Genomic DNA, 21622 nt, shown 5'->3' with positions numbered 1-21622 from the left:
AACAGGGTTTTATGAAAATTTACAGCGTTAAAAATAGTATATAACTACGGCAAGCTTATTTGAACAACCAAACCTTCGTTTGCCCGAATATTAAAAACGGTATCGTCTTCAAATATTAAATATTGGCCTTTTAATCCAACCAACGTTCCAGTGTATTGTTGCTGCTTGATAATATTCAAGCTTTTAGGTTTTAAAGGATATTTATAAACAGGGAAATCTATGTTTGTTTCCGTATTATTTTCGATAAAATAGTCTTTAGCCTCATCCGGAATGTATTGCTTCAGTCGCTCACGCCACTCTACTAAATCTTCATCTTCCACATCGTTTTTAAGCATTTTCCGCCAGTTGGTTTTATCGGCCACATGGTCTTTTAAAGCTACTTCGGTTATACCTGCCAAATACCTGTTTGGTACTTCTACAATTTCAATGGCTTCGTGTGCGCCTTGATCTATCCAACGTGTCGGCACTTGCTGTTTTCGGGTAACTCCAACTTTTACGTTACTGGAATTTGCCAAATACACAATGTGTGGCTGCAACTGTACTTTCTTTTCATAGGCCAAATCGCGGTCTTCTTTACCCAAATGTGCCGTACTTAATTCGGGGCGCATAATCCAATCTGCCGCTTGAGGCACTTCAAAAAAACATTGCTTATCAAAGCCTTGTCGGTAAATGGGCTTATCCAATCCGCAATTTAAACACTGATATTTAACAAATTGCATAGTTATGGTTTTGTTCAACAGCTGATTCATGTTTAAAAAATCGTTTTCAAACACCAAATAATATTGAATGGGTTGCGAAAACTCTGTTTCCATTTTTGTTAAAACACCTTGGTAGGTCATCTGTTTAAAATTTTTAATTGTTTCAGAATGTAACAAAAATTTTATCACATTCAGGAATTCGCATCAAAATTTCAAACATTTATTTGAAAAACCTAAATGTTAATTTTTGATACGCATTTCATAAAAAAAAGTCTTATTTTTAAGAACTTAAAGATAAAATAAATATGCCAATTCCTTTAGTAAATTCTATTGCTTCTTGGTTTTTAAAAAAACGATTTCATCAAATCGATTTATTTTTAAAATACCCAAACGAAGTACAAAACGAATTGCTTTTAAGCCTTATAAACACTGCTAAAGATACCGAAATTGGCAAACAGTACGATTTTGCGTCCATTACCAATTACAGCACATTTGCAGAGCGTATACCTATAAAAAACTACGAAGGTTGGCAGGATGTTATTGAGCGATCGCGCAGGGGTGAAACCAATATCTTTTGGCCGAGTCCCATAAAATGGTTTGCAAAATCTAGCGGCACCACCAATGCCAAAAGTAAATTTATTCCGGTTAGCAGCGAATCTTTAGAAGACTGCCATTACGCCGCCGGAAAAGACTTGTTGTGCATGTATCTCAACAATAACGAGGATTCGCAGTTGTTTACGGGCAAAAGTTTACGCTTGGGCGGAAGTAAGGAATTGTACAAAGAAAACGGTACTCTTTTTGGTGATCTGTCGGCCATTTTAATCGACAACATGCCTTTTTGGGCAGAATTTAGCAGCACCCCAAGCAACAAAGTCTCGTTAATGAGCGATTGGGAATATAAGATGCAAGCTATTGTTGATGAAACCATAAACGAGAATGTTACCAGTTTGGCCGGCGTGCCCTCATGGATGCTCGTGCTATTAAACAATGTTTTGAAAACCACGGGCAAACAGAGTTTATTTGATGTTTGGCCCAATTTAGAGGTGTACTTTCATGGCGGTGTTAGTTTTACGCCTTATGTCGATCAATACAAAAAAATACTGCCTAAAAACAGTTTTAAGTATTACGAAATATACAATGCTTCAGAAGGATTTTTTGCCATTCAAGACCAAAACAATTCAAGTGAATTATTATTGATGTTGGATTACGGCATTTTTTATGAATTCATTCCCATGGATGTTTATGCAACTTCGGAAGAAAAAGCTATTCCGTTAAGCGACGTAAAGCTCAACCAGAATTACGCGGTGGTCATCACCACAAATGCCGGTTTATGGCGTTATAAAATTGGTGATACCGTTCGGTTTACTTCTTTGCATCCGTATAGAATAAAGGTTTCCGGCAGAACCAAACACCATATTAATGTTTTTGGCGAAGAACTTATTATTGAAAATGCCGAAGATGCCTTGAAAAAAGTGTGCAAGCGCACCAAAGCTGAAATTGTAGATTACACGGCTGCACCCATTTTTATGAACGGCAAAGAAAAGGGCGCACACGAGTGGCTGATTGAATTTAAAACACCACCAAAAGACCTGGGTTATTTTAATGAATTGTTCGACAATACTTTAAAGGCGTTAAACTCAGATTACGAAGCTAAACGCTACAACAACCTAACCCTTAACAAACCTAAAATACACATGGCTCGTGAACGCTTATTTTATGATTGGCTTAAGGAGAACAACAAATTAGGCGGCCAACATAAAATACCCAGACTCTCCAACACCAGGGATTATTTAGATGATTTGCTGCGTTTAAATACCTAAATTTTCAACGATCAAAAACCCCTGACAAACAATGACTTAACGAATTAAATCGTACTTAGTCTAGTAAATTTCATTTTATATTGGATTAACAACTATTTTTAAAATCCTAATTAATCCAAAACCCTCTATTAAAATGAAAACCAAGGTATTCGTTATCATTTGTCTTATCTCAAATTTAATATTTAGCCAAGGGTCAAATCTCATCGCAGGAAATATCAACACCTCAAAACCCGCTTTAACATATACTAATAATACTTCCGTTTCACCTATCGACATTGGTGCTAACGGTTTTGATTTTGAACTTTTAGATGCTGGCGTTAATACCAAATTCTCAGAAATTGGCACGGGTTTTTTTAGAAACAAACTCATTTTGGTGTCGACCAAAAAACTGGGTGGATTGGCAAAAATTGATGTGAACACAAACGAAGCTTACAAAGAATTGTTTTGTTTGGATATTAGTAAAAACGGAACACTAAGCCGGCCTTTATTATTTTCAAGGATATTGAACACCAACGATAATGAAGACCAACTTACGTTTTCACCAGATCAAAAAACCGTTTATTTTACAAGAAGTAACCGAAAAAATTCACTCGAATATAAATTATACAAAGCCAATCTAGAAGAAGGCTCGCACGGAAATTGGGTTAATGTGGAACTGCTAAGCATCAATAAAAACAATGTTTCCATTGAAACGCCTTTTTTAAGCCGATCCGGCGACAAGCTTTATTTCTCCTCCAATATGCCCGGATCTATTGGCGGCTACGATATTTATGTAGCCAACGTTAAAGCCGATGGCACCTTAGACACACCTAAAAATCTAGGGCATTCCATCAACACCACTTCCGATGAAAAATATCCGTCGTTATCCATGGATGGGAAACATTTGTATTTCTCCTCAAAAGGGCATCAAAGTTTTGGTGGTTATGATTTGTTTGTAAGTAGAATTCTGAGTGATTCGTATAAAGCACCAAGAAATCTTGGAAACACCATCAATACCAGTTACGACGAAATTGCCTATTTTTTAGCCACAAAAACCAAAGGTTATGTGTCTTCAAACAAACCCAACGGGAAAGGCAGTTTTGATATTTATACTGCGGTTAATGACGAAATTGTTCAATCTTTAGAAGGAAAAGCCATTGATTTGGTTACAAAAATCAAATTGCCAAATACGCTTATCATATTAAAAGATGAAGACAACAATGAAGTAGCAAGACAAATGACAAATGCCTCCGGGGCATTTAACTTTGACAATATTGTGCCTTTTGAATTGTACACGTTGCACACCGAAAAAGATGGTTTTAAAGATGCTGCATTTGAATTTTTAGCAAATAGAAATTTTGATACTACATACAATAAAGATTTAGAGCTGAATACCACCGAACCTGTGATTGCCGAAGTTGATGATGAATTAAGAATTGTGTTGGAAAATATTTATTTCGATTTTGCAAAGTACAGCATCAAAGAAGAGTCGACTATTTCGTTAAATAAAATCATAAAAGTACTAAATGATAATCCCGACATTACACTAGCCATTAATGCTCATACCGATATTAGAGGCAACGATGCTTATAATTTGAAATTATCTAAACAAAGAGCAGAATCTGCAGTAAACTATTTAATTAAAAACGGCATTGCTAAAAGCAGATTATCATCAAAAGGTTACGGCGAAACAAAACCGTTAATTGATTGCAAAACCAATTCGTGTACAGATGAGGAGCATCAATCTAACCGTCGTATCGAGTTTGTTATTTTGGATTAAGGGACGCTGTTGTTTATTAAATCCGACTAAATGCAAGGTTAAAAAGTGTTTAAACGAGTATTTCGTCTAATCATCTAAAAGCTTAAAAAACTTTTTGTGAACTTTATAATTAAATATACTTTTAAAACGTATTAATTGCTATACGACAAAAATTCAACATAATATTTTTAACAATCCTCATTAAAAAACTGTTGTATTCTAATAAAAAATTAGTCATAGTGTCCATTATTAATTAACATCCATAAAACAAAAAACCACGCAAATTGCGTGGTTTTTTTTATAGTCTTTAAGTCCTGAAAACTTAAGAAACCGCTTTGAGTTTCTTTATTGTGGTTTTGGTTAATTTGCCTTCAGCGTACATTTTAGTAACATTAAGTTTCTTTTCGTCGCTACTTGGCAATTCAAACATGGCGTCTGTTAATATTTCTTCGCATAACGAACGTAATCCTCTTGCACCAAGTTTATACTCAATGGCTTTCCCCACTATAAAATCAAGAGCGCCATCGGTAATGGTAAACTCTATATCGTCCATGGCAAACAGCTTTTTATACTGCTTTATAATGGCGTTTTTAGGCTCTGTTAAAATAGCGCGCAAGGTTTTAGCATCCAACGGATCCATATAGGTTAGCACAGGAAGTCGCCCAATAATCTCAGGAATTAATCCAAAATCCTTCAAATCTTTCGGAATAATATATTGAAGCAAATGATCTTGGTCTACCACATCATCAGACATGGAAGCGCTATAACCAACCGCTTGCATATTTAATCGTTTAGAAATTACACGGTCAATGCCATCAAAAGCACCACCGGCGATAAACAGGATATTTTCGGTATTAACCTCAATAAATTTTTGGTCCGGATGTTTACGTCCGCCCTTAGGTGGCACATTTACAACGGTACCTTCCAAAAGCTTTAGTAAAGCTTGCTGCACCCCTTCGCCCGAAACGTCGCGCGTAATAGATGGGTTATCGCTTTTACGGGCAATCTTATCAATTTCATCAATAAAAACAATACCTTTTTCCGCTTTTTCCAAATTATAATCGGCCGCTTGAAGCAATCTTGTTAAAATACTTTCTACGTCTTCGCCAACATAACCCGCTTCGGTTAAAACGGTAGCATCAACAATGGCCAAAGGCACATTAAGCATTCTTGCCACTGTTTTGGCCATTAGTGTTTTTCCCGTTCCGGTTTGTCCAACCATAATAATATTCGATTTTTGAATATCGATATCATCATTTGAAAGCGGTTGCAATAACCTTTTATAGTGATTATAAACAGCAACAGACATTACTTTTTTGGTCATGTCCTGTCCTATAATATATTCGTCTAGAAAATCTTTAATTTGTTGCGGCTTTCTTAGCTTCAACTCAGCAGATAAGTCACTGCTATCGGTTTGCTTGGATTCTTCAATCACAATGCCATGCGCCTGCTCGATACAACGGTCGCAAATATGAGCATCCAATCCAGCTATTAATAAATTCGTTTCTGGTTTTTTTCGCCCACAAAACGAGCATTCTAGTTCTTCCTTTGCCATTAATCTTTATATTTAAGAAGATGAGAATTCTTATAAATCCCTCTATAACAATCTTATAAAATTACAAAAAAATTATTTAACTACGGACTAAAATCTCATCAATCATACCGTATTCTTTAGCTTTATCGGCTTTCATCCAATAATCTCTATCGCTATCTTCAAACACTTTGTCGTAATCTTGACCCGAATGCTTACTAATTATTTTGTAAAGTTCTTCCTTTAAGGTTAAAATTTCTCTTGCCGTAATTTCAATATCACTGGCTTGTCCTTGCGCACCACCAAGTGGTTGGTGAATCATAACACGAGAGTGTGTTAAACCACTGCGTTTTCCTTTTTCGCCAGCGCACAATAACACGGCACCCATGGATGCTGCCATTCCGGTGCAAATAGTGGCCACATCTGGTTTTATAAACTGCATGGTATCATAAATACCTAAACCTGCATATACACTTCCACCCGGAGAGTTGATGTAAATTTGTATGTCTTTTGAGGCATCGGTACTTTCTAGAAACAGTAATTGTGCTTGAACAATATTAGCAACTTGGTCGTTAATTCCTGTTCCTAAAAAAATGATTCTGTCCATCATTAAACGCGAAAACACATCAAAAACAGCGATGTTCATTTGGCGTTCTTCAATAATATTTGGTGTGAGGTTTGTTGGGTACATACTACTGATGATTTTATTGTAATACGTACTGTTAATTCCTTGATCTTTTATCGCGAATTTTTCAAACTCTTTTGCGTAATCCATAGTTAATTTTAATAATTTACTCGATAATCGAGATTTTAATACTTTGAAATATTAAGACTTTCTTTATACTTGCCCCGTGAGCTTGCTTCTTAACAGATTGTAATCCGTTGATTAGCATTAAAATAAGCCAAACTTTTTTTATTGGATTATTTTGTTGAATAAAAAGGCACTTAAATCTGCCGATTTAAGTGCCTAAATATAAGGAATTATTATTTGATTTATTTATCGCCGTATACTTCTTTAACAAACTTTTCGTAACTCAATTCCTTTACTTTTAGGTTTGCTTTTTCCTTATAAAGCGCTAATAATTTTTGACTTATTAATTGTTCTGAAATACGACGTGCCTCGTCTTGGTTCCCTAAAACCCTAGCAGCGATATCGTCCAATTCTTTATCTGACGGATTCATTTGACCAAACTGAGCCATTTGCCCTTTTATCATTTCCCTAGCATGATTTTTAATATCATCCATAGTGACTTGAATATTGTTTTCCTCAATCAGCTTGCCTTCAATCAATTGGTAACGCAAGCTTTTTTCAGACTTCTCGTACTCTTCTTTGGCCTGCGCTTCGTCCATTTCTTGCTCACCCGCGGTTTGCATCCATTTGGTTAAAAATTCTGCCGGTAAATCGAATTTTGTGTTTTCAACTAAATATTCGGTAACGTCGTTTAAAAGCTTTTGATCGGCTTGTTGCACAAATTGCTTTTCGGCATCTTCCTTAATTTTTGCTTTTAATTCGGTAACAGAAGTTACGCCTTCTTTTCCAAAAAGCTTGTCGAATAACTCTTGATCTAAATCTGCCAACTCGCGTTTGTTGATTTCTGTAATTGTGAAAGACACCTCAATATCCAAACCATGAACTTCGTCGTGACCTAATTTTAATGCATGCATCAACTCGTGCTCATCATCATAAAGTCCTTTTGTTTTTAACACAATAACGTCGCCAACTTTTGCGCCAACAAATTGTTTCGCCGTTGCTTTTCCTTTAAATTTATCTAAAGTTAAGGTTACGGTGTTATCAATCTCTTTTTCTTCGTTGGTGTAAGTTCCCGTAATTTCGCTGTCTTTTTCAACCGTATCCTGAGATATCAATTTCCCGTATTGTTTTTGAATACGTTCAATTTGCTCATCAATCATCTTATCATCAGCAATAATATTGTACTGCGTAATGGCTTTTTTGCTTGTTAAGTTAACCTCAAATTCTGGTGCCAGACCTAATTCGAATTCAAAAGAAAACCCTTCAGCATCCCAGTCAATTTCATCTTGTGTTTTTGGTAATGGCTGCCCCAGAACATCTAACTTTTCTTCAGTTAGATATTTGTTCAAAGCATCTTGTAAAAGCTTGTTTACCTCATCAACCAAAACCGCTTTTCCGTATTGTTTTTTTACCATACCCATAGGCACGTGTCCTTTTCTAAAACCAGGAATATTAGCCGTTTTACGGTAATCCGATAATATTTTTTCTACTTTCTCGCTATAATCTTCTTTAGCAATATCTACTTTTACTACCGCGTTTAACGCATCAACGTTTTCTCTTGTAATGTTCATTTTAAATGATATATAGCCTTTAATCAGGCATTTAACAAAAAGGTTTCTTTTTTTAAAACCTATAATTTATGTAATCAAAATTGGGATGCAAAAATAATATATTTTTACATCCCAACAAAGTTTTTAATGCGTTGAATTACAGCCTATTTTTTATCTTCTTTTAAGATTGAATGCAGGATGGATTCTAAAATTGACAATAGGATACTAAAGAGCAATGCCCACCAAAAACCATCGACCGAAAAACCGTTTACTAAATTACTAGCCAAAAGAATAATTATAGCATTTATAACCAGCAGAAACAACCCTAAGGTTAAGATGGTGGCCGGCAAAGTAAAAATTACCAAAATGGGCTTTACAAGTAAATTTAAAACCGAAAGCACTAAGGCCACAATTAAGGCGCCTGTGTAACCATCAACATGTACACCGGAAAGCAAGTGGGCTAAAATAAAAACGGCTACCGCGTTTAAAAGGAGTTTAAGAATAAGATTCATAATTTTATTATTTTAATAAATGTACAAAATCTAAGAAACAAATTGAATGACCGCTTCAAAAAAAGCCTTCGGGTTTTCGGCATGTAACCAATGCCCCGAATTTGCAATGGTAACTATTTTGGCGCTTGGGAAATGATTTGCAATAAAGCGCTCATCATCAACACCAATATATTCCGATCGATCGCCTCGTAAAAACAAGGTGTCTTTTTCAAATCTTGCATAACTTGGAAGCGCTTCGCCAATTTCGGCAACTTCATCTTTTAAAACCTCTAAATTAATACGCAATGCCAGTTTGCCTTTTTCAACCCAATACAGATTTTTAAGTAAAAATTGACGAGTGCCTAAGTTGGAAACATGGTCGCTCAAAACAGTATCGGCTTCGCCCCTGCTTTTTATCACATCAAAATTCAAAGCACTTAAGCCCTCTAAAATGGCTTCGTGGTGAATGGGGTAAAATCGGGGTGAAATATCGGCAACCAATAACTTAGACACCAATTCTGGATATTGTGCCGCAAACAACATGGCTGTTTTTCCGCCCATGGAATGCCCGAGCAGAATAATATCCTTCAAATCGTGCACCTCGCAATAGTGTTTTAAATCGTTGGCCAGGGTTTCATAATTAAATGTGTTGCTCCAAAAACTTCGCCCGTGGTTTCTTTGGTCGACCAAATGCACCTCGAAACCATGTTCGCTAAGGTTATTGCCATGGGTTTTCCAGTTATCGCTCATGCCCAAAAAGCCATGTAGAATAACAAATGGCTGCCCTTTCCCTATAATGTTTGAATGTAAAATATCTTGTTTTGCCACTAATTCACTAGTATTTATCAATTATTTAGTACTTACTGCCTACTTATTTTAATTTGTGCAAATACATCTGTATCACGTTTTCGGCACCTAAATATAAGCTTTCAGAAATAAGCGCGTGCCCAATTGAAACCTCCAACAAATTAGGCATATTATCTTTAAAAAACTCAATGTTTTCCAACGATAAATCGTGACCCGCATTAATGCCCAAGCCCAACTTATTTGCCAATTCCGCACATGTAGCATATGGTTTTATGGCGTCTTTATTCCCAAAATCGTATTGATGTGCAAAGGCTTCGGTGTACAGTTCAATCCTATCTGTTCCTGTATTTTTAGCACCTTCAATTTGTTTTAAAACGGGATCGACAAAAATAGATGTTCTTATGCCGTTTTGTTTAAATTCCTTTATAACCTCAACCAAAAAATCTTTGTGTTTAATGGTGTCCCAACCGGAATTGCTTGTTATGGCATCAACTGCATCGGGCACTAAAGTAACTTGCGTAGGCGCCACTTCTAAAACCAAATCTATAAACTTTTTTATGGGATTGCCTTCAATATTATATTCGGTATAAACCTCTGGTTTTAAATCGCGTGCATCTTGATAACGGATATGGCGCTCGTCTGGCCTTGGATGAATGGTTATACCTTCTGCCCCAAAACGCTGAGCATCTTTAGCGAACTGCACCACATTGGGCATATCGCCACCTCGCGAATTTCTTAAAGTTGCTATTTTATTGATATTTACGCTTAACTTTGTCATCTGTCCCTTTTTTACAAGACAAAAATACAAAGTAGAACACCTTTATATACTATTTTTTTGATTAATTTGCATACTTACAAAGTCAGGCAATGAAACTTACAGAATACATAATAAACGACATAAAACCTTTAAATAACGATAGCACAATAAGCGATTTACAGCAGTTATTCAATCAGTTAACCTATTCCCATATTCCGGTTAAAGATGAAAACAACAGGTATTTGGGTAGTTTTTCTGAAACCGATGCGCATTGTTTTGAAGGCGGCAAATTACTTAGCGAATACGCTTATGCCCTTGAAGATTTTTACGTTAGGGACACCACGATTTGGTTAGATGTGCTTGAAGCCTTTGCAAAAAACGCCGCTAATATCATGCCGGTTTTAAGCGACAGGAATGTGTATTTGGGGTATTATGAGTTAAATGACGTTATTGGTCTTTTTAACGAAACCCCGTTCTTTTTTGAAGCTGGCGGTATTTTGGTTATTGAAAAAGGTTTAACGGATTATTCGTTTAGCGAAATAAGTCAAATTGTCGAGTCTAACAACGGCAAGCTTTTAGGCGCTTTTGTTTCAAAAATTAAAAATGATGTGGTGCAAATTACGCTGAAAATTAGCAATTCCAGTTTAAACGACATCACCCAAACCTTCCGCAGATACAGCTATAATATCGTTTTTGGACATGAAGGAGATAATTATAACGAAAGCCTCAAAGAGCGATCGGATTATTTAAGAAAATATTTAGACATATAGATTTATGAAAGTTGCTGTTTTTGGACGATTTTACAATGAGCGCACCACCATTTCGGTTGAAACCCTTTTTAATTATTTATTGAAAAACAATTTAGATGCCTATATTGAAACCGAATTTTTCAACCTTATAAAAAACGAAGAGCCCAACAAAAAAGGCTACACCTCATTTAAAACATTTGATGCCTTAGACACCTCTTTCGATTTGTTGGTAAGTGTTGGTGGCGATGGTACCATTTTACGGGCCATTACTTTTGTACAAGACATGGGTATTCCCATTATAGGCATTAATACCGGCAGATTGGGTTTTTTGGCAACCATACAGGTTGATGGTATTGAAAACGCGATACAGGATATTATTGATGGCAAGTACAAAATATCCGAACGCAGTTTGCTTGCCGTTGAAACCACTCCAAAAAACGATACGATAACGGCACTTAATTTTGCCTTAAACGAAGTAACCGTTAGCCGAAAAAACACAACCTCAATGATAACGGTTGAAACCCATTTGGATAACGAATATTTAACATCCTATTGGAGTGATGGCCTAATCGTTTCAACGCCAACCGGTTCAACTGGCTACTCTTTAAGTTGCGGCGGCCCCGTAATAACACCAGGCGCCAATAGCTTTGTGTTAACGCCCATTGCACCTCATAATTTAAGTGCCCGCCCTTTGGTGGTTCCAGATACCACCGAAATACAACTAAAAGTAGATGGCAGGGAAGAACAGCATTTAGTATCGCTCGATTCCAGAATTGCGACTTTAGATAACGGCACGTTGATTAAAATAAAAAAGGCCTCGTTCAAAATTAAAATGATCGACCTTTTAAATGAAAGCTTTTTAGACACCCTTCGAAAAAAACTGCTTTGGGGCGAAGACAAACGCAATTAAGGCTTGCTAAAAAACAATAATTTATAAGAAAAACTGTTTTACAGAAATACTGTTTACTTCAAATAGCAACAGTCAAATCTTATTTATTATATTTGCAAACTTTTGAACACCAATGAGGTATTTAATCATATTAACATTTAGCATTTTAAGCTTTCAATTAAGCCATTCTCAAATTAACGAAATTGGCGTTTTTGCCGGTGGCAGTAATTTTATTGGAGATGTTGGAGCTACAAACTACATCTCGCCAAACAGCCCTACTTTGGGATTAATTTACAAATGGAATGCGAGTCCGAGACACTCGTGGAGAGCCTCGTTGATATATTCTGATTTAAAGGCCAATGATATAGATTCAGACGACCCAAGGCGCATACAGCGCGGTTATAAATTCGATTCCAATTTATTGGAAATTTCGGCAGGTATAGAGTTTACCTTTTTCGATTTCAATTTGCATACCGGCGAAAAAATTGCGACACCATATATATATTCGGGCATAAGTGTGGCAAAGCATGACAACTATTATTTTTTAAATGGCGTACAAACCCCGGAGAACAGTTCCAGTTGGGCTTTCGGTATACCTATGGCGTTGGGTGCAAAAGCCAATCTTTTTGGCAACATTATTGTAGCTATCGAGATTGGGGCACGTTACACGTTTTCTGATGGAATAGATGGTAGCCTCCCAGAAAATCAAGCAAATCAACAATACAGATTTGGCAATATAAACAATAACGATTGGTATGTGTTTTCGGGTGTAACGCTAACCTATACTTTTGGCTTAAACCCTTGCTATTGCCCTACAGATTAAAATGGATTTAAAAGAAAACATACATATTAACAAACTACCAAAACACGTTGCGATTATTATGGATGGCAACGGCCGTTGGGCAAAGCAAAAAGGTATGTTGCGTGCTTTTGGGCACGAAAACGGCACCAAAGCGGTTCGTGAAACGGTTGAAGCTTCAGCTGAATTGGGTATAGAAAACTTAACATTGTACGCGTTTTCAACCGAAAATTGGAACCGCCCAAAACTAGAAGTGCAAACCCTAATGAAGCTGTTGGTATCTTCATTAAAAAAAGAAATAAAAACACTTCAAGACAACAATATTAAACTTTCGGCCATTGGCAATCTTAATACCTTACCTAAAAAAGTCTATAAAGAATTGCATGAGGTTATAAACAGCACAAAAAGCAATAACAGAATGACTTTAACCCTAGCTTTAAGCTATGGCTCTAGGGAAGAAATCCTAAATACTGTTAAAGAGATTAGTATTAAAGTTAAAAATAATATAATTTCGCCCGAAAAAATTGATGAATCGATAATTAATAAGCATCTTTACACGCAAAATTTACCAGATGTAGATTTGCTTATTAGAACCAGTGGCGAACAACGCATAAGCAATTTTTTGCTCTGGCAAATAGCGTACGCAGAGCTATATTTTACCGATGTACTCTGGCCGGATTTTAAAAAGAAACATTTGTACGAAGCTATTATTGAATATCAAAAAAGAGAACGACGATTTGGGAAAACAAGTGAACAACTTAGCTAATATTTTATCTTTGACAACTTTAAAACACTGTTTATTAGCAATAATAACATTGTGCAGTTTTAGCATTCAAGCACAAGAATTACCATATAGCGATGGTAAAAAATACACCTTAGGAAGCGTTACTGTTTCTGGTAACACCAGTTTTAGCGAGCAAACCATAGTTACTTATTCCGGTTTAAGCAAAGGCAAGGAAATGACTATCCCAGGAGAGGATATTAGCACTGCCATAAAAAAACTTTGGAACTCAAAATTATTTAACGATATAGAAATATACATCACCAAAATTGAAGGCGATGTAGCGCATTTGGAAATTAGGTTGTCGGATTTACCACAGCTTAACGAGTTGAAAATAAACGGCATAAAAAAAGGTAAAAAAGAAGCCATTATTAAAGATGCCGGTTTAAAAAAAGGCACCAAAGTAACCGAAAACCTGATTACAAATACCAAAAACTTCCTTAATAAGAAATATAGAAAAGAAGGTTTTTACAACACCAAAATACTTATAAATACCATTGATGTAAAAGACTCTATAGAAACAGCTAGGGTGAACATGGTGGTAAATATCGACAAAGGCGAAAAAGTTAAGGTTAAGGATATTGTATTTAACGGCAACGACATTTTAAGCGATAAAAAGCTTAGAAAGGCCATGAAAAATACAAAAAAAATTAACCGACTCCGCATCTTAAAACGCTCAAAGTTTGTTGATTCTGCTTATCAAGAAGATTTATCTAAAATCATTGATAAATATAAAGAAAACGGTTATAGGGATGCGCGTATTTTATCGGATAGCTTAATCGTAAACGACGATAACAAAACCGTTTCACTTCATATTAATGTTAATGAAGGCGAGCAATACACCTTTGGCGATATTACCTTTATTGGTAATACGGTATATTCAAACGAGCAATTAAGACGATATTTACGCATTAACAAAGGCGACACCTATAACGGTGTGTTATTACAAGAGCGTATTGCGGACAACTCGAAACCCGATGCCGCAGACATCACAAACCTATATCAAAATAGCGGATATTTATTTTCGTCTATCAATCCCGTTGAAGTCAATGCCGATGGAAATGTTATTGATATGGAAATTAGAATAACAGAAGGAAAACCAGCCTATTTTAATAAAGTATCGGTTGTTGGAAACGACAAAACCAACGACCATGTAATTTACCGTATGTTACGCACACGCCCTGGGCAGCTGTACAGTAAAGAAAACGTGGTGCGTTCGGTACGGGAATTGGGACAACTGGGCTTTTTCGATGCCCAGGAAATCTCACCAAACTTTAACAACCCAAATCCAGACGAAGGGACTATTGATATGGAATATTCTGTTAAAGAAACAGGTTCCAGCCAAATAGAACTGCAAGGTGGTTACGGCGGCGGCGGTTTTATTGGTACGCTTGGACTTTCGTTTAACAACTTTTCAATAAAGGACATCTTTAAAAAAGACGCTTATAAACCCATCCCAATGGGCGACGGGCAAAAATTAGCGTTGCGTTTACAGGCCAGTCGTTTTTACCAAACCTATAGTTTCTCTTTTTCAGAGCCTTGGTTGGGTGGTAAAAAACCCGTGCAGTTTTCAACATCGCTATCGCATACCAAACAGTTTTTATACAACCCCATTACACGAAATGCCGATAAAAGTAAGCGTTTCAATATCACGGGGATTTCAGTTGGTTTGGCAAAACGTTTAACCGTTCCAGACGATTATTTTACATTATCGCAAGCCGTAAGTTTTCAGCACTACGATTTACAAAACTACAACACAGGCTTATTTACTTTTGGAAATGGAGACTCAAACAACTTATCATACACCATTGGTTTAAGCAGAAACAACACGCGAATTGATCCTATTTACCCAACGGGTGGTTCAAATTTTTCGGCTACCGCAAAGTTTTCCGTTCCTTATTCGTTGTTTAATGATGTGAATTATAAAGCACTTAAAGAAGAACGCGATGCATTGGAGGTTATAGTGAGCGATTCAACCAGACCTATTGATGAAAGAACCGAAGCCTCAGACAGAGTTGGGGAAATTGACCAAGAGCGTTACAAATGGTTGGAGTTTTATAAAATAAACTTTAAAGCCGATTGGTACGCGGAAATTGTAAAAGACCTTGTATTAAAACCAAGTGCCGAATTTGGATTTTTAGGAGCTTACAACAATGATAGAGGGGTAATTCCTTTTGAGCGTTTCTTTGTTGGTGGCGATGGTTTAGGCAGTTATAGTTTAGATGGAAGAGAATCTATCGCGCTTCGTGGATACCCAAATCAATCGTTATCCGATCAAGATGGTGGCACGATTTACAACAAGTTTTCATTAGAGCTTCGTTACCCAATTACATTAAAAGCATCAGCAAAAATTTATGCATTGGGCTTTTTAGAAGGCGGTGCATCTTATAACAGTTTTAGAGATTACAACCCATTCAGCATTAAACGATCTGCTGGTTTAGGGATTCGTATTTTCATGCCGGCGTTTGGTTTATTAGGGATTGATTTTGGTCATGGATTCGATGCCTTACCAGGGGAAACTGTAAAGAATGGTTGGGAAACGCACTTTATAATAGGACAACAGTTTTAATCATTATTGATATAGTAAAATTTACTTTGGCACGATATTTTCTAATAACAACTAGATGATTTGAGTAAGAATTGAAATTTTTCAGATTAAAATTCGTTAATTTTGAAGATACAATTCAAAAAATGACAGAATTAAAACCAAACCATCATCTGTCTATTTTAGAATTTATAGCCAATAAATTATAAAAATATTAAACAGATGAAACAAACATTGTTGAAAAATTTAAAGTTTGAACAAAATAATATATCTGAGTTGCATGTGTCAAAAAATAGAGGTATTTATAGCCACATGAAATTAAAAGTTCTTTTTTTACTGATAGTAATGTTTACATTAAGCCTGTCGATACATGCACAACGCGGTGTTCGAATTGGTTATATAGACACCGAGTATATTTTAGAAAACGTTCCGGAATACCAAGAAGCCATGGCACAATTAGATGAAAAGGCTCAGAAATGGAATTCTGAAATTCAAGCTAAATTGAGTGCTGTTGAACAAAAACGAAAGGATTTAAGCAACGAAAAAGCACTTTTAACAAAGGCACTTATTGATGAACGCGATGAAGATATAACTTTTGAGGAACAGGAAATTTTAGATTACCAACAAAAGCGTTTTGGACCCAATGGCGATTTAATGATTCAGAAAAAGCAATTAATGCAACCCATACAAGATCAAATTTTTGCTGCAGTGCAAGATTTGGCCGGAAGCAGAAAGTACGATTTTATATTCGATAAATCCGCCGATGTTGTAATGCTTTATTCGGCAAAGCAATTCGATTTAAGCGAGCAGATTTTAAGAAGTATCAAAAGAGCATCAAAACGCAAACAAGTACAAACCAAAGCCGAACGAAAAGAAGCTGAAAAAGAAGAGGTTGTACCAGAGGTTAATTTAGAATTGGAAGAACGTCAAAGAGCGTTGGAAGAAAAAAAAGCGGCCAGAGAAAGTGCCGTTGAAAAAGCAAGACAAGAGAAATTAGCAGCTCGTGAAGCCAAGGTAAAAGCAGCTGCAGAAAGACGTCAAAAAATATTAGACGATCGCGCCAAAGCGAAGCAAGCTAAACTAGATGCAAAAAACAAAACAACAGGCGCTGAAACGGGTAAATCCGCTGATGAAAACACAACCGGAGAAACCAAAACAAAAGCACAACTAATTGAAGAAAACAGACAAAAGAAACTAAAAGAAAGAGAAGCAAGGAAAAAAGCACTTGAGGATAGAAAGAAAAAAATATTGGAAGAACGCCAAAAAACAAAAGACAGTATAAACAATAATTAACAAAACAATTTATAACACATTAATACTTTAATACTTTTTAAAAATGAAACAATTTAAAACTATTTTATTAGCAACGGCATTATGTATAGGAACAGTTAGTTTTACACAAGCTCAAAGTAAAGTTGCCCATATAAATACACAGGAATTAATTACTGCTATGCCAGAAATGAAAGCAGCCCAAACACAACTTGAAACACTTGGTAAAACTTACCAAACAGATATTCAAACCATGGCTACCGAATTTCAAAACAAGGTAAAGCAATACGATGCTGAAGCGGCTTCAAAAACTCAAGAAGAGAATACTAAAAGAGCTCAAGAAGTACAAACTATGGAGCAAAATATCCGTCAGTTTCAAGGGCAAGCACAACAAGATTTACAAACTAAGGAAATGGAGCTTTTAAAGCCTATAACCGAGAAAGCTAAAACAGCTATTTTAAAGGTAGCCAGAGCCCAAGGATTTGACTATGTTTTAGATTCTGCACAAGGGGTTATGATTATGGCTGATGGCAAAAATCTACTTGACGATGTAAAAAAGGAGTTAGGAATTTAAACCATCCTTTATTAAATAATAATTTAAAAGCTGCCTTAAACAAGGCGGCTTTTTTGCTTTTCTTTAAAATAGTATTACTTTAACCAAATGTCCCCTCGAGCACAGTCGAGAGGCTGTACACATTAGTAGTTTAAAGTTTAAAAAGAAGGTCTCGACTGCGCTCGACCAGACAAAATTATGAGCAAACTTCCTATTGGTATTTTCGATTCTGGTGTTGGTGGCACGTCTATTTGGAAAGAAATTCATTCTCTTTTACCTAACGAAAACACGATTTATTTGGCCGACAGCATCAATGCGCCCTATGGACCAAAAGGAAAAGAAGCCATTATTAAACTGAGTATAAAAAACACCGAATATTTACTTAGTAAAAACTGTAAACTTATTGTCGTAGCCTGCAACACCGCCACGACCAATGCGATTGATTATTTACGCAACTCATATAATGTGCCATTTATTGGCATTGAACCTGCCATAAAACCAGCAGCTTTACAAACCAAAGCACATGCCATTGGCATATTGGCCACGAAAGGTACCTTAAGCAGTGCGTTATTCTCGAAAACTTCTGGGTTGTTTGCCAGTAATATTAAGGTTATTGAACAAGATGGCGAAGGCATTGTTGAGCTAATTGAAAGCGGAAATTTACATTCAGATGAAATGCGAACCTTACTAAAGCTTTACTTAAAACCCATGATTGATGCTAACATTGATTATTTGGTTTTAGGCTGTACGCATTACCCCTATTTAATGCCTTTACTTATTGATTTGTTACCAAGTCATGTGAAAATTATAGATTCGGGTGAAGCTGTGGCGCGACAAACCAAGGCGGTGTTAAAGCAACATAATTTGTTAAACAGTCAAGTATTAAATACTAAAAATGAGTTTTTCACTAATGGAAATCCTGAAGTGATGCAATCGCTTTTAGGTATGAATTTTGATGTAAACTATTTGGAGTTTTAATTTAATAATTACATTTTGAATAAATTTTTTACAATTCCATTACTATTCTTTTTCCTTAATTGTCAAGATAATATTCAAAAGGAAAGACTTAAAGGAACTTTAGATTTTGAACCTGAATTAACACAGCAATTTTTTGTTGCTCCAAATTCAATCATACAAATTCAAGGAAAAAAAGGAACAAAAATTATTTTTAAAATTGAAGACTTAGAGGGCATTTTAAGCGGCCCAAATATTAAAGATTCTTTACTCGTTAATTTAATAGAGTTAACTACTAAACAAGATTTATTAAATGCAAATACTCAGACCGTTTCTAATGAAAAATGGTTAATTTCTGGTGGTGCTTTTAAAATAGAAATACTAGTCAAAAATAGCAGCGAATCATTAACTTTAAAAAAAGGAAAAACAATTTCTGTTCAATTCCCAAAATCCAGTAATGAAAACAATATGATAATATTTTATGGCGCTAGAGACAAAGATGATAATATGAATTGGGAAGAAACCGATATCAATTTGGAAGAAAAGAAGTTCTATTCTCTATTCTATACATCTCAAAGCTTTATTGACACTATCTCATCTTCTTTATATGGAGTTGACATGTATTATAACGAAATTGATACTTTGGGCTATTTAAGTTTAAGTGAGTACAAATATATTTATCCAAAAATAGATAGTTTATATGTTGTTAACGACACTTTATCTAATTTGAAATCTTGGAAAACCTATGAAGACATGCTAGCTAATATATCTCAATCTCAGTTAATGTATAACAGTTTTTATAATAGTATTGAAACATCTAAATTAGGTTGGATAAATATTGACAAATTTGCTCCAAATGAAGAAAAAATAAAAATTAAATTAGAATTAAGTACTGATTTGGATGCAATTCAAACTTATATAATTGACAAAAAAAATAATACTGTTTTGAATGTTGAAAACAATGAAGTTGAAATTCCAGTGAACAGAAGTTTTTTTATTATTTCTTTTGGCTTGGTAGATGATGTTTTTTATGCTTCCAAAAAATCCGTAAGATTTAATGAAAGTAAAACTCACACTATTGAATTCAAGAAATTAAAAAATTCTCAACAAATGAAATCATTTTTAAAATTGAAATAATACTTTGCGTTAGCGATTGAGGCATCTGTTGGAGCTCGCCGACGCAGGAGGAAGCGACTACCGAAAGCGCGACCCTTTTTAGGGTAACGCCCAACTTCTCGATACTATTCCGATAAAAAAATCGGAATCACTCGAAATGACATTACTCTTTAAACCAACCTGAATATTTTATATAATTGTTTGCGATACGGTCTATTTCGCCCGAAATGAGTTCTTGACTGATATCTTTCACTTTTTTTGCCGGAACACCCGCATAAATGCTGCCAGCTTCTACCCTGGTGTTTTGCGTAACCACCGCGCCTGCCGCAATAATACTGTTGCTCTCTACAACGCAATCGTCCATAATAATACTGCCCATGCCCACCAAAACATTGTCGTGAATGGTACATCCGTGCACGATGGCATTGTGCCCAATGGACACGTTATCGCCAATAGTTGTGGGTGCTTTTTGGTAGGTGGCGTGTATAACCGCGCCGTCTTGCACATTGACTTTATTGCCCATTTTTATGTAATGTACATCGCCACGAATTACGGCACTGAACCATACGCTGCATTGGTTTCCCATAACGACATCACCAACAATAGTGGCGTTTTCGGCAATGTAACAATCGCTGGGGATTTGTGGGTGTTTTCCGTTTACTGGTTTTATTATTGGCATCACTTGAATTGATTATTTTCTATTGATTATTGACTATTTAAAATACGATAACAAAGCTGATTTTTTTGATGCTGAAACCATAATTTCTTTTCCGTTGCTAAGTATTACGCTTCCGCCTTTGCCTTTCATATATTTTACCACTTCGTTTACATTGACCAAATGCGATTTGTGCACACGGGCAAAACCACTATCCTTTAAAATATCTTCAAAATATTTAAGTGTTTTACTTACCACTTTCTTTTTATTCGTATTAAGGTAGATTTCGGTGTAGTTATCGTCGGCTTTACAATACAGAATATCGGAGGTGTTAATAACCTCGAAACCGTTTTGCTGTGGAATGGTTATTTTACCGTTAACCGTATTTGTTTTTGGAACCAATACTTGGTTTTGGAGTGCCTCTTCCTTGGTTTTTATTTCGGTAACGTAATCGACGGCTTTAATGAGCTCGTCGATAGAAATTGGTTTCATTAAATAATAGGAGGCGTGGGCATTTAAAGCGTCTATCGCATAATGATTGTACGCGGTTACAAATACGGTTTCAAAATTGATATCGCCTACTTTATCGAGCAAATCGAAGGCGTTGCCATAGGGCATTTCCACATCGAGAAACACCAAATCCAAATCGTTGTTTCTAATTAACACCAAGGCTTCTTCAACATTTTCTGCTTCGCCCAAAACCGTAACGTTTGGGCAGTATTTTTTTAGGTAATTCTTTAGAATTTGTCTGCTGGTCTCTTCGTCTTCGACTATGATTGAGGTTAGTTTCATGTTGGTATTCCTTATTGTCTATTTGTATTATTTCTTTAAGCAGTTGTTCGTTAAAATCAAAACTACTTTTGTTGATGGTTTACAAAACGATAATGTTTTAGCTTTAGGTAAATAATCCACTTTTAATAAATCGAAATCTTTTTTATTTATAGTATTAACAATTAAATAATCTTCTACTGGAACTCCATCAATTATCCATAATATTTCTTCCAAATCTTCGTTTTCAATTTTAATATAAGATGTAAGTTCTTGAAAACTATTAATATTAAGAGCCATTTTATCTTTCACATTTTCCAAACATAATTTCTTTTCTTTTGCGGCTTTGCATGATGTAATCAAAAAAGCTAATAAGACTAAAAATGCTCTTGAATTCATAA

General features: G+C 35.6%; 21 protein-coding genes. 11 read left to right on the top strand and 10 right to left on the bottom strand.

The window, feature by feature from the left end; genetic code table 11:
• Window positions 1-44: 44 nt before the first annotated feature.
• Window positions 45-839: a DUF2797 domain-containing protein gene (locus tag RNZ47_RS05135; protein WP_311937360.1), complete on the bottom strand. Its 795-nt coding sequence runs from the start codon at window positions 837-839 to the stop codon at window positions 45-47.
• Window positions 840-1003: 164 nt separating this feature from the next.
• Here RNZ47_RS05135 and RNZ47_RS05130 point away from each other — a divergent pair, with 164 nt between their 5' ends.
• Both RNZ47_RS05130 and RNZ47_RS05125 read left to right on the top strand, forming a co-directional pair.
• Complete coding sequence (locus tag RNZ47_RS05130) at window positions 1004-2518, top strand: GH3 auxin-responsive promoter family protein (protein WP_311937356.1); 1515 nt, start codon at window positions 1004-1006, stop codon at window positions 2516-2518.
• 133 nt (window positions 2519-2651) lie between these two features.
• A complete protein-coding gene (locus RNZ47_RS05125) occupies window positions 2652-4277 on the top strand; it encodes an OmpA family protein (RefSeq protein ID WP_311937353.1) in 1626 nt (541 codons plus the stop codon).
• Window positions 4278-4578: 301 nt separating this feature from the next.
• Here RNZ47_RS05125 and clpX read toward each other — a convergent pair whose 3' ends face one another.
• The 6 genes from clpX to RNZ47_RS05095 all read right to left on the bottom strand — a co-directional run bounded on the left by clpX (window position 4579) and on the right by RNZ47_RS05095 (window position 10164).
• A complete protein-coding gene (gene clpX, locus RNZ47_RS05120) occupies window positions 4579-5811 on the bottom strand; it encodes an ATP-dependent Clp protease ATP-binding subunit ClpX (RefSeq protein ID WP_311937351.1) in 1233 nt (410 codons plus the stop codon).
• Between the two features lie 76 nt (window positions 5812-5887).
• Entirely contained in the window at window positions 5888-6562 is a 675-nt protein-coding gene (gene clpP / locus RNZ47_RS05115; protein ID WP_311937350.1) for an ATP-dependent Clp endopeptidase proteolytic subunit ClpP, read from the bottom strand.
• Between the two features lie 218 nt (window positions 6563-6780).
• On the bottom strand, window positions 6781-8109 hold the full coding sequence (gene tig / locus RNZ47_RS05110) for a trigger factor (RefSeq protein WP_311937347.1): 1329 nt from the start codon (window positions 8107-8109) through the stop codon (window positions 6781-6783).
• A 143-nt stretch (window positions 8110-8252) separates the two neighbouring features.
• Complete coding sequence (locus tag RNZ47_RS05105; protein ID WP_311937344.1) at window positions 8253-8600, bottom strand: phage holin family protein; 348 nt, start codon at window positions 8598-8600, stop codon at window positions 8253-8255.
• 30 nt (window positions 8601-8630) lie between these two features.
• Window positions 8631-9428, bottom strand: coding sequence for an alpha/beta fold hydrolase (locus tag RNZ47_RS05100; RefSeq protein ID WP_311937342.1), 798 nt, complete (start codon window positions 9426-9428; stop codon window positions 8631-8633).
• Window positions 9429-9450: 22 nt separating this feature from the next.
• Window positions 9451-10164 (bottom strand): pyridoxine 5'-phosphate synthase, encoded by a 714-nt coding sequence (locus tag RNZ47_RS05095; protein WP_311937340.1) that lies wholly within the window; start codon window positions 10162-10164, stop codon window positions 9451-9453.
• A gap of 89 nt (window positions 10165-10253) precedes the next feature.
• On the opposite strand from RNZ47_RS05095, the gene RNZ47_RS05090 reads away from it, so the two are divergent.
• From RNZ47_RS05090 to RNZ47_RS05050, 9 genes are all read left to right on the top strand, one after another.
• Window positions 10254-10913 (top strand): CBS domain-containing protein, encoded by a 660-nt coding sequence (locus RNZ47_RS05090; RefSeq protein WP_311937337.1) that lies wholly within the window; start codon window positions 10254-10256, stop codon window positions 10911-10913.
• A gap of 4 nt (window positions 10914-10917) precedes the next feature.
• The gene (locus RNZ47_RS05085) at window positions 10918-11802 is read left to right on the top strand and encodes an NAD kinase (RefSeq protein ID WP_311937335.1); all 885 of its coding nucleotides are present in this window, start codon (window positions 10918-10920) and stop codon (window positions 11800-11802) included.
• Window positions 11803-11914: 112 nt separating this feature from the next.
• Window positions 11915-12604: a type IX secretion system protein PorG gene (gene porG / locus RNZ47_RS05080; protein ID WP_311937333.1), complete on the top strand. Its 690-nt coding sequence runs from the start codon at window positions 11915-11917 to the stop codon at window positions 12602-12604.
• A gap of 1 nt (window position 12605) precedes the next feature.
• Entirely contained in the window at window positions 12606-13346 is a 741-nt protein-coding gene (gene uppS, locus RNZ47_RS05075; RefSeq protein WP_311937330.1) for an undecaprenyl pyrophosphate synthase, read from the top strand.
• A complete protein-coding gene (locus RNZ47_RS05070; protein ID WP_311937501.1) occupies window positions 13318-15930 on the top strand; it encodes a BamA/OMP85 family outer membrane protein in 2613 nt (870 codons plus the stop codon). The genes uppS and RNZ47_RS05070 overlap by 29 nt, the downstream gene beginning before the upstream one ends.
• 198 nt (window positions 15931-16128) lie before the next feature.
• Entirely contained in the window at window positions 16129-17199 is a 1071-nt protein-coding gene (locus RNZ47_RS05065; RefSeq protein WP_311937327.1) for an OmpH/Skp family outer membrane protein, read from the top strand.
• Between the two features lie 43 nt (window positions 17200-17242).
• Window positions 17243-17749, top strand: a complete 507-nt coding sequence (locus RNZ47_RS05060) for an OmpH/Skp family outer membrane protein (RefSeq protein WP_311937324.1) — start codon at window positions 17243-17245, stop codon at window positions 17747-17749.
• Window positions 17750-17926: 177 nt separating this feature from the next.
• Entirely contained in the window at window positions 17927-18706 is a 780-nt protein-coding gene (gene murI, locus RNZ47_RS05055; protein ID WP_311937321.1) for a glutamate racemase, read from the top strand.
• A 15-nt stretch (window positions 18707-18721) separates the two neighbouring features.
• A complete protein-coding gene (locus tag RNZ47_RS05050) occupies window positions 18722-19819 on the top strand; it encodes a hypothetical protein (protein WP_311937319.1) in 1098 nt (365 codons plus the stop codon).
• Between the two features lie 142 nt (window positions 19820-19961).
• On the opposite strand, the gene RNZ47_RS05045 is transcribed toward RNZ47_RS05050, so the two are convergent.
• Genes RNZ47_RS05045 through RNZ47_RS05035 form a run of 3 tightly spaced genes read right to left on the bottom strand, consistent with a single transcriptional unit; the run spans window position 19962 to window position 21620 of the window.
• A complete protein-coding gene (locus tag RNZ47_RS05045) occupies window positions 19962-20477 on the bottom strand; it encodes a gamma carbonic anhydrase family protein (protein WP_311937316.1) in 516 nt (171 codons plus the stop codon).
• Between the two features lie 33 nt (window positions 20478-20510).
• The gene (locus tag RNZ47_RS05040; RefSeq protein ID WP_311937312.1) at window positions 20511-21245 is read right to left on the bottom strand and encodes a LytR/AlgR family response regulator transcription factor; all 735 of its coding nucleotides are present in this window, start codon (window positions 21243-21245) and stop codon (window positions 20511-20513) included.
• A gap of 27 nt (window positions 21246-21272) precedes the next feature.
• Window positions 21273-21620, bottom strand: a complete 348-nt coding sequence (locus tag RNZ47_RS05035; protein ID WP_311937309.1) for a hypothetical protein — start codon at window positions 21618-21620, stop codon at window positions 21273-21275.
• Window positions 21621-21622 lie beyond the last annotated feature (2 nt).

The organism is Hwangdonia seohaensis (assembly GCF_031932625.1).
Lineage (GTDB): Bacteria > Bacteroidota > Bacteroidia > Flavobacteriales > Flavobacteriaceae > Hwangdonia > Hwangdonia seohaensis.
The sequence above is the reverse complement of the archived record's forward strand: the minus strand, read 5'-3'. Positions and strand labels throughout refer to the sequence as shown.

What these genes read in the sequence shown, in the direction of transcription:
- RNZ47_RS05040 (WP_311937312.1), bottom strand. Translation starts at nt 21,245, where the DNA reads ATGAAACTAACCTCAATCATAGTCGAAGACGAAGAGACCAGCAGACAA.
- RNZ47_RS05125 (WP_311937353.1), top strand. Translation starts at nt 2,652, where the DNA reads ATGAAAACCAAGGTATTCGTTATCATTTGTCTTATCTCAAATTTAATA.
- RNZ47_RS05095 (WP_311937340.1), bottom strand. Translation starts at nt 10,164, where the DNA reads ATGACAAAGTTAAGCGTAAATATCAATAAAATAGCAACTTTAAGAAAT.
- RNZ47_RS05085 (WP_311937335.1), top strand. Translation starts at nt 10,918, where the DNA reads ATGAAAGTTGCTGTTTTTGGACGATTTTACAATGAGCGCACCACCATT.
- tig (WP_311937347.1), bottom strand. Translation starts at nt 8,109, where the DNA reads ATGAACATTACAAGAGAAAACGTTGATGCGTTAAACGCGGTAGTAAAA.
- RNZ47_RS05035 (WP_311937309.1), bottom strand. Translation starts at nt 21,620, where the DNA reads ATGAATTCAAGAGCATTTTTAGTCTTATTAGCTTTTTTGATTACATCA.
- RNZ47_RS05045 (WP_311937316.1), bottom strand. Translation starts at nt 20,477, where the DNA reads ATGCCAATAATAAAACCAGTAAACGGAAAACACCCACAAATCCCCAGC.
- RNZ47_RS05060 (WP_311937324.1), top strand. Translation starts at nt 17,243, where the DNA reads ATGAAACAATTTAAAACTATTTTATTAGCAACGGCATTATGTATAGGA.
- uppS (WP_311937330.1), top strand. Translation starts at nt 12,606, where the DNA reads ATGGATTTAAAAGAAAACATACATATTAACAAACTACCAAAACACGTT.
- porG (WP_311937333.1), top strand. Translation starts at nt 11,915, where the DNA reads ATGAGGTATTTAATCATATTAACATTTAGCATTTTAAGCTTTCAATTA.
- RNZ47_RS05065 (WP_311937327.1), top strand. Translation starts at nt 16,129, where the DNA reads ATGAAACAAACATTGTTGAAAAATTTAAAGTTTGAACAAAATAATATA.
- RNZ47_RS05135 (WP_311937360.1), bottom strand. Translation starts at nt 839, where the DNA reads ATGACCTACCAAGGTGTTTTAACAAAAATGGAAACAGAGTTTTCGCAA.
- clpX (WP_311937351.1), bottom strand. Translation starts at nt 5,811, where the DNA reads ATGGCAAAGGAAGAACTAGAATGCTCGTTTTGTGGGCGAAAAAAACCA.
- murI (WP_311937321.1), top strand. Translation starts at nt 17,927, where the DNA reads ATGAGCAAACTTCCTATTGGTATTTTCGATTCTGGTGTTGGTGGCACG.
- RNZ47_RS05130 (WP_311937356.1), top strand. Translation starts at nt 1,004, where the DNA reads ATGCCAATTCCTTTAGTAAATTCTATTGCTTCTTGGTTTTTAAAAAAA.
- RNZ47_RS05105 (WP_311937344.1), bottom strand. Translation starts at nt 8,600, where the DNA reads ATGAATCTTATTCTTAAACTCCTTTTAAACGCGGTAGCCGTTTTTATT.
- RNZ47_RS05090 (WP_311937337.1), top strand. Translation starts at nt 10,254, where the DNA reads ATGAAACTTACAGAATACATAATAAACGACATAAAACCTTTAAATAAC.
- clpP (WP_311937350.1), bottom strand. Translation starts at nt 6,562, where the DNA reads ATGGATTACGCAAAAGAGTTTGAAAAATTCGCGATAAAAGATCAAGGA.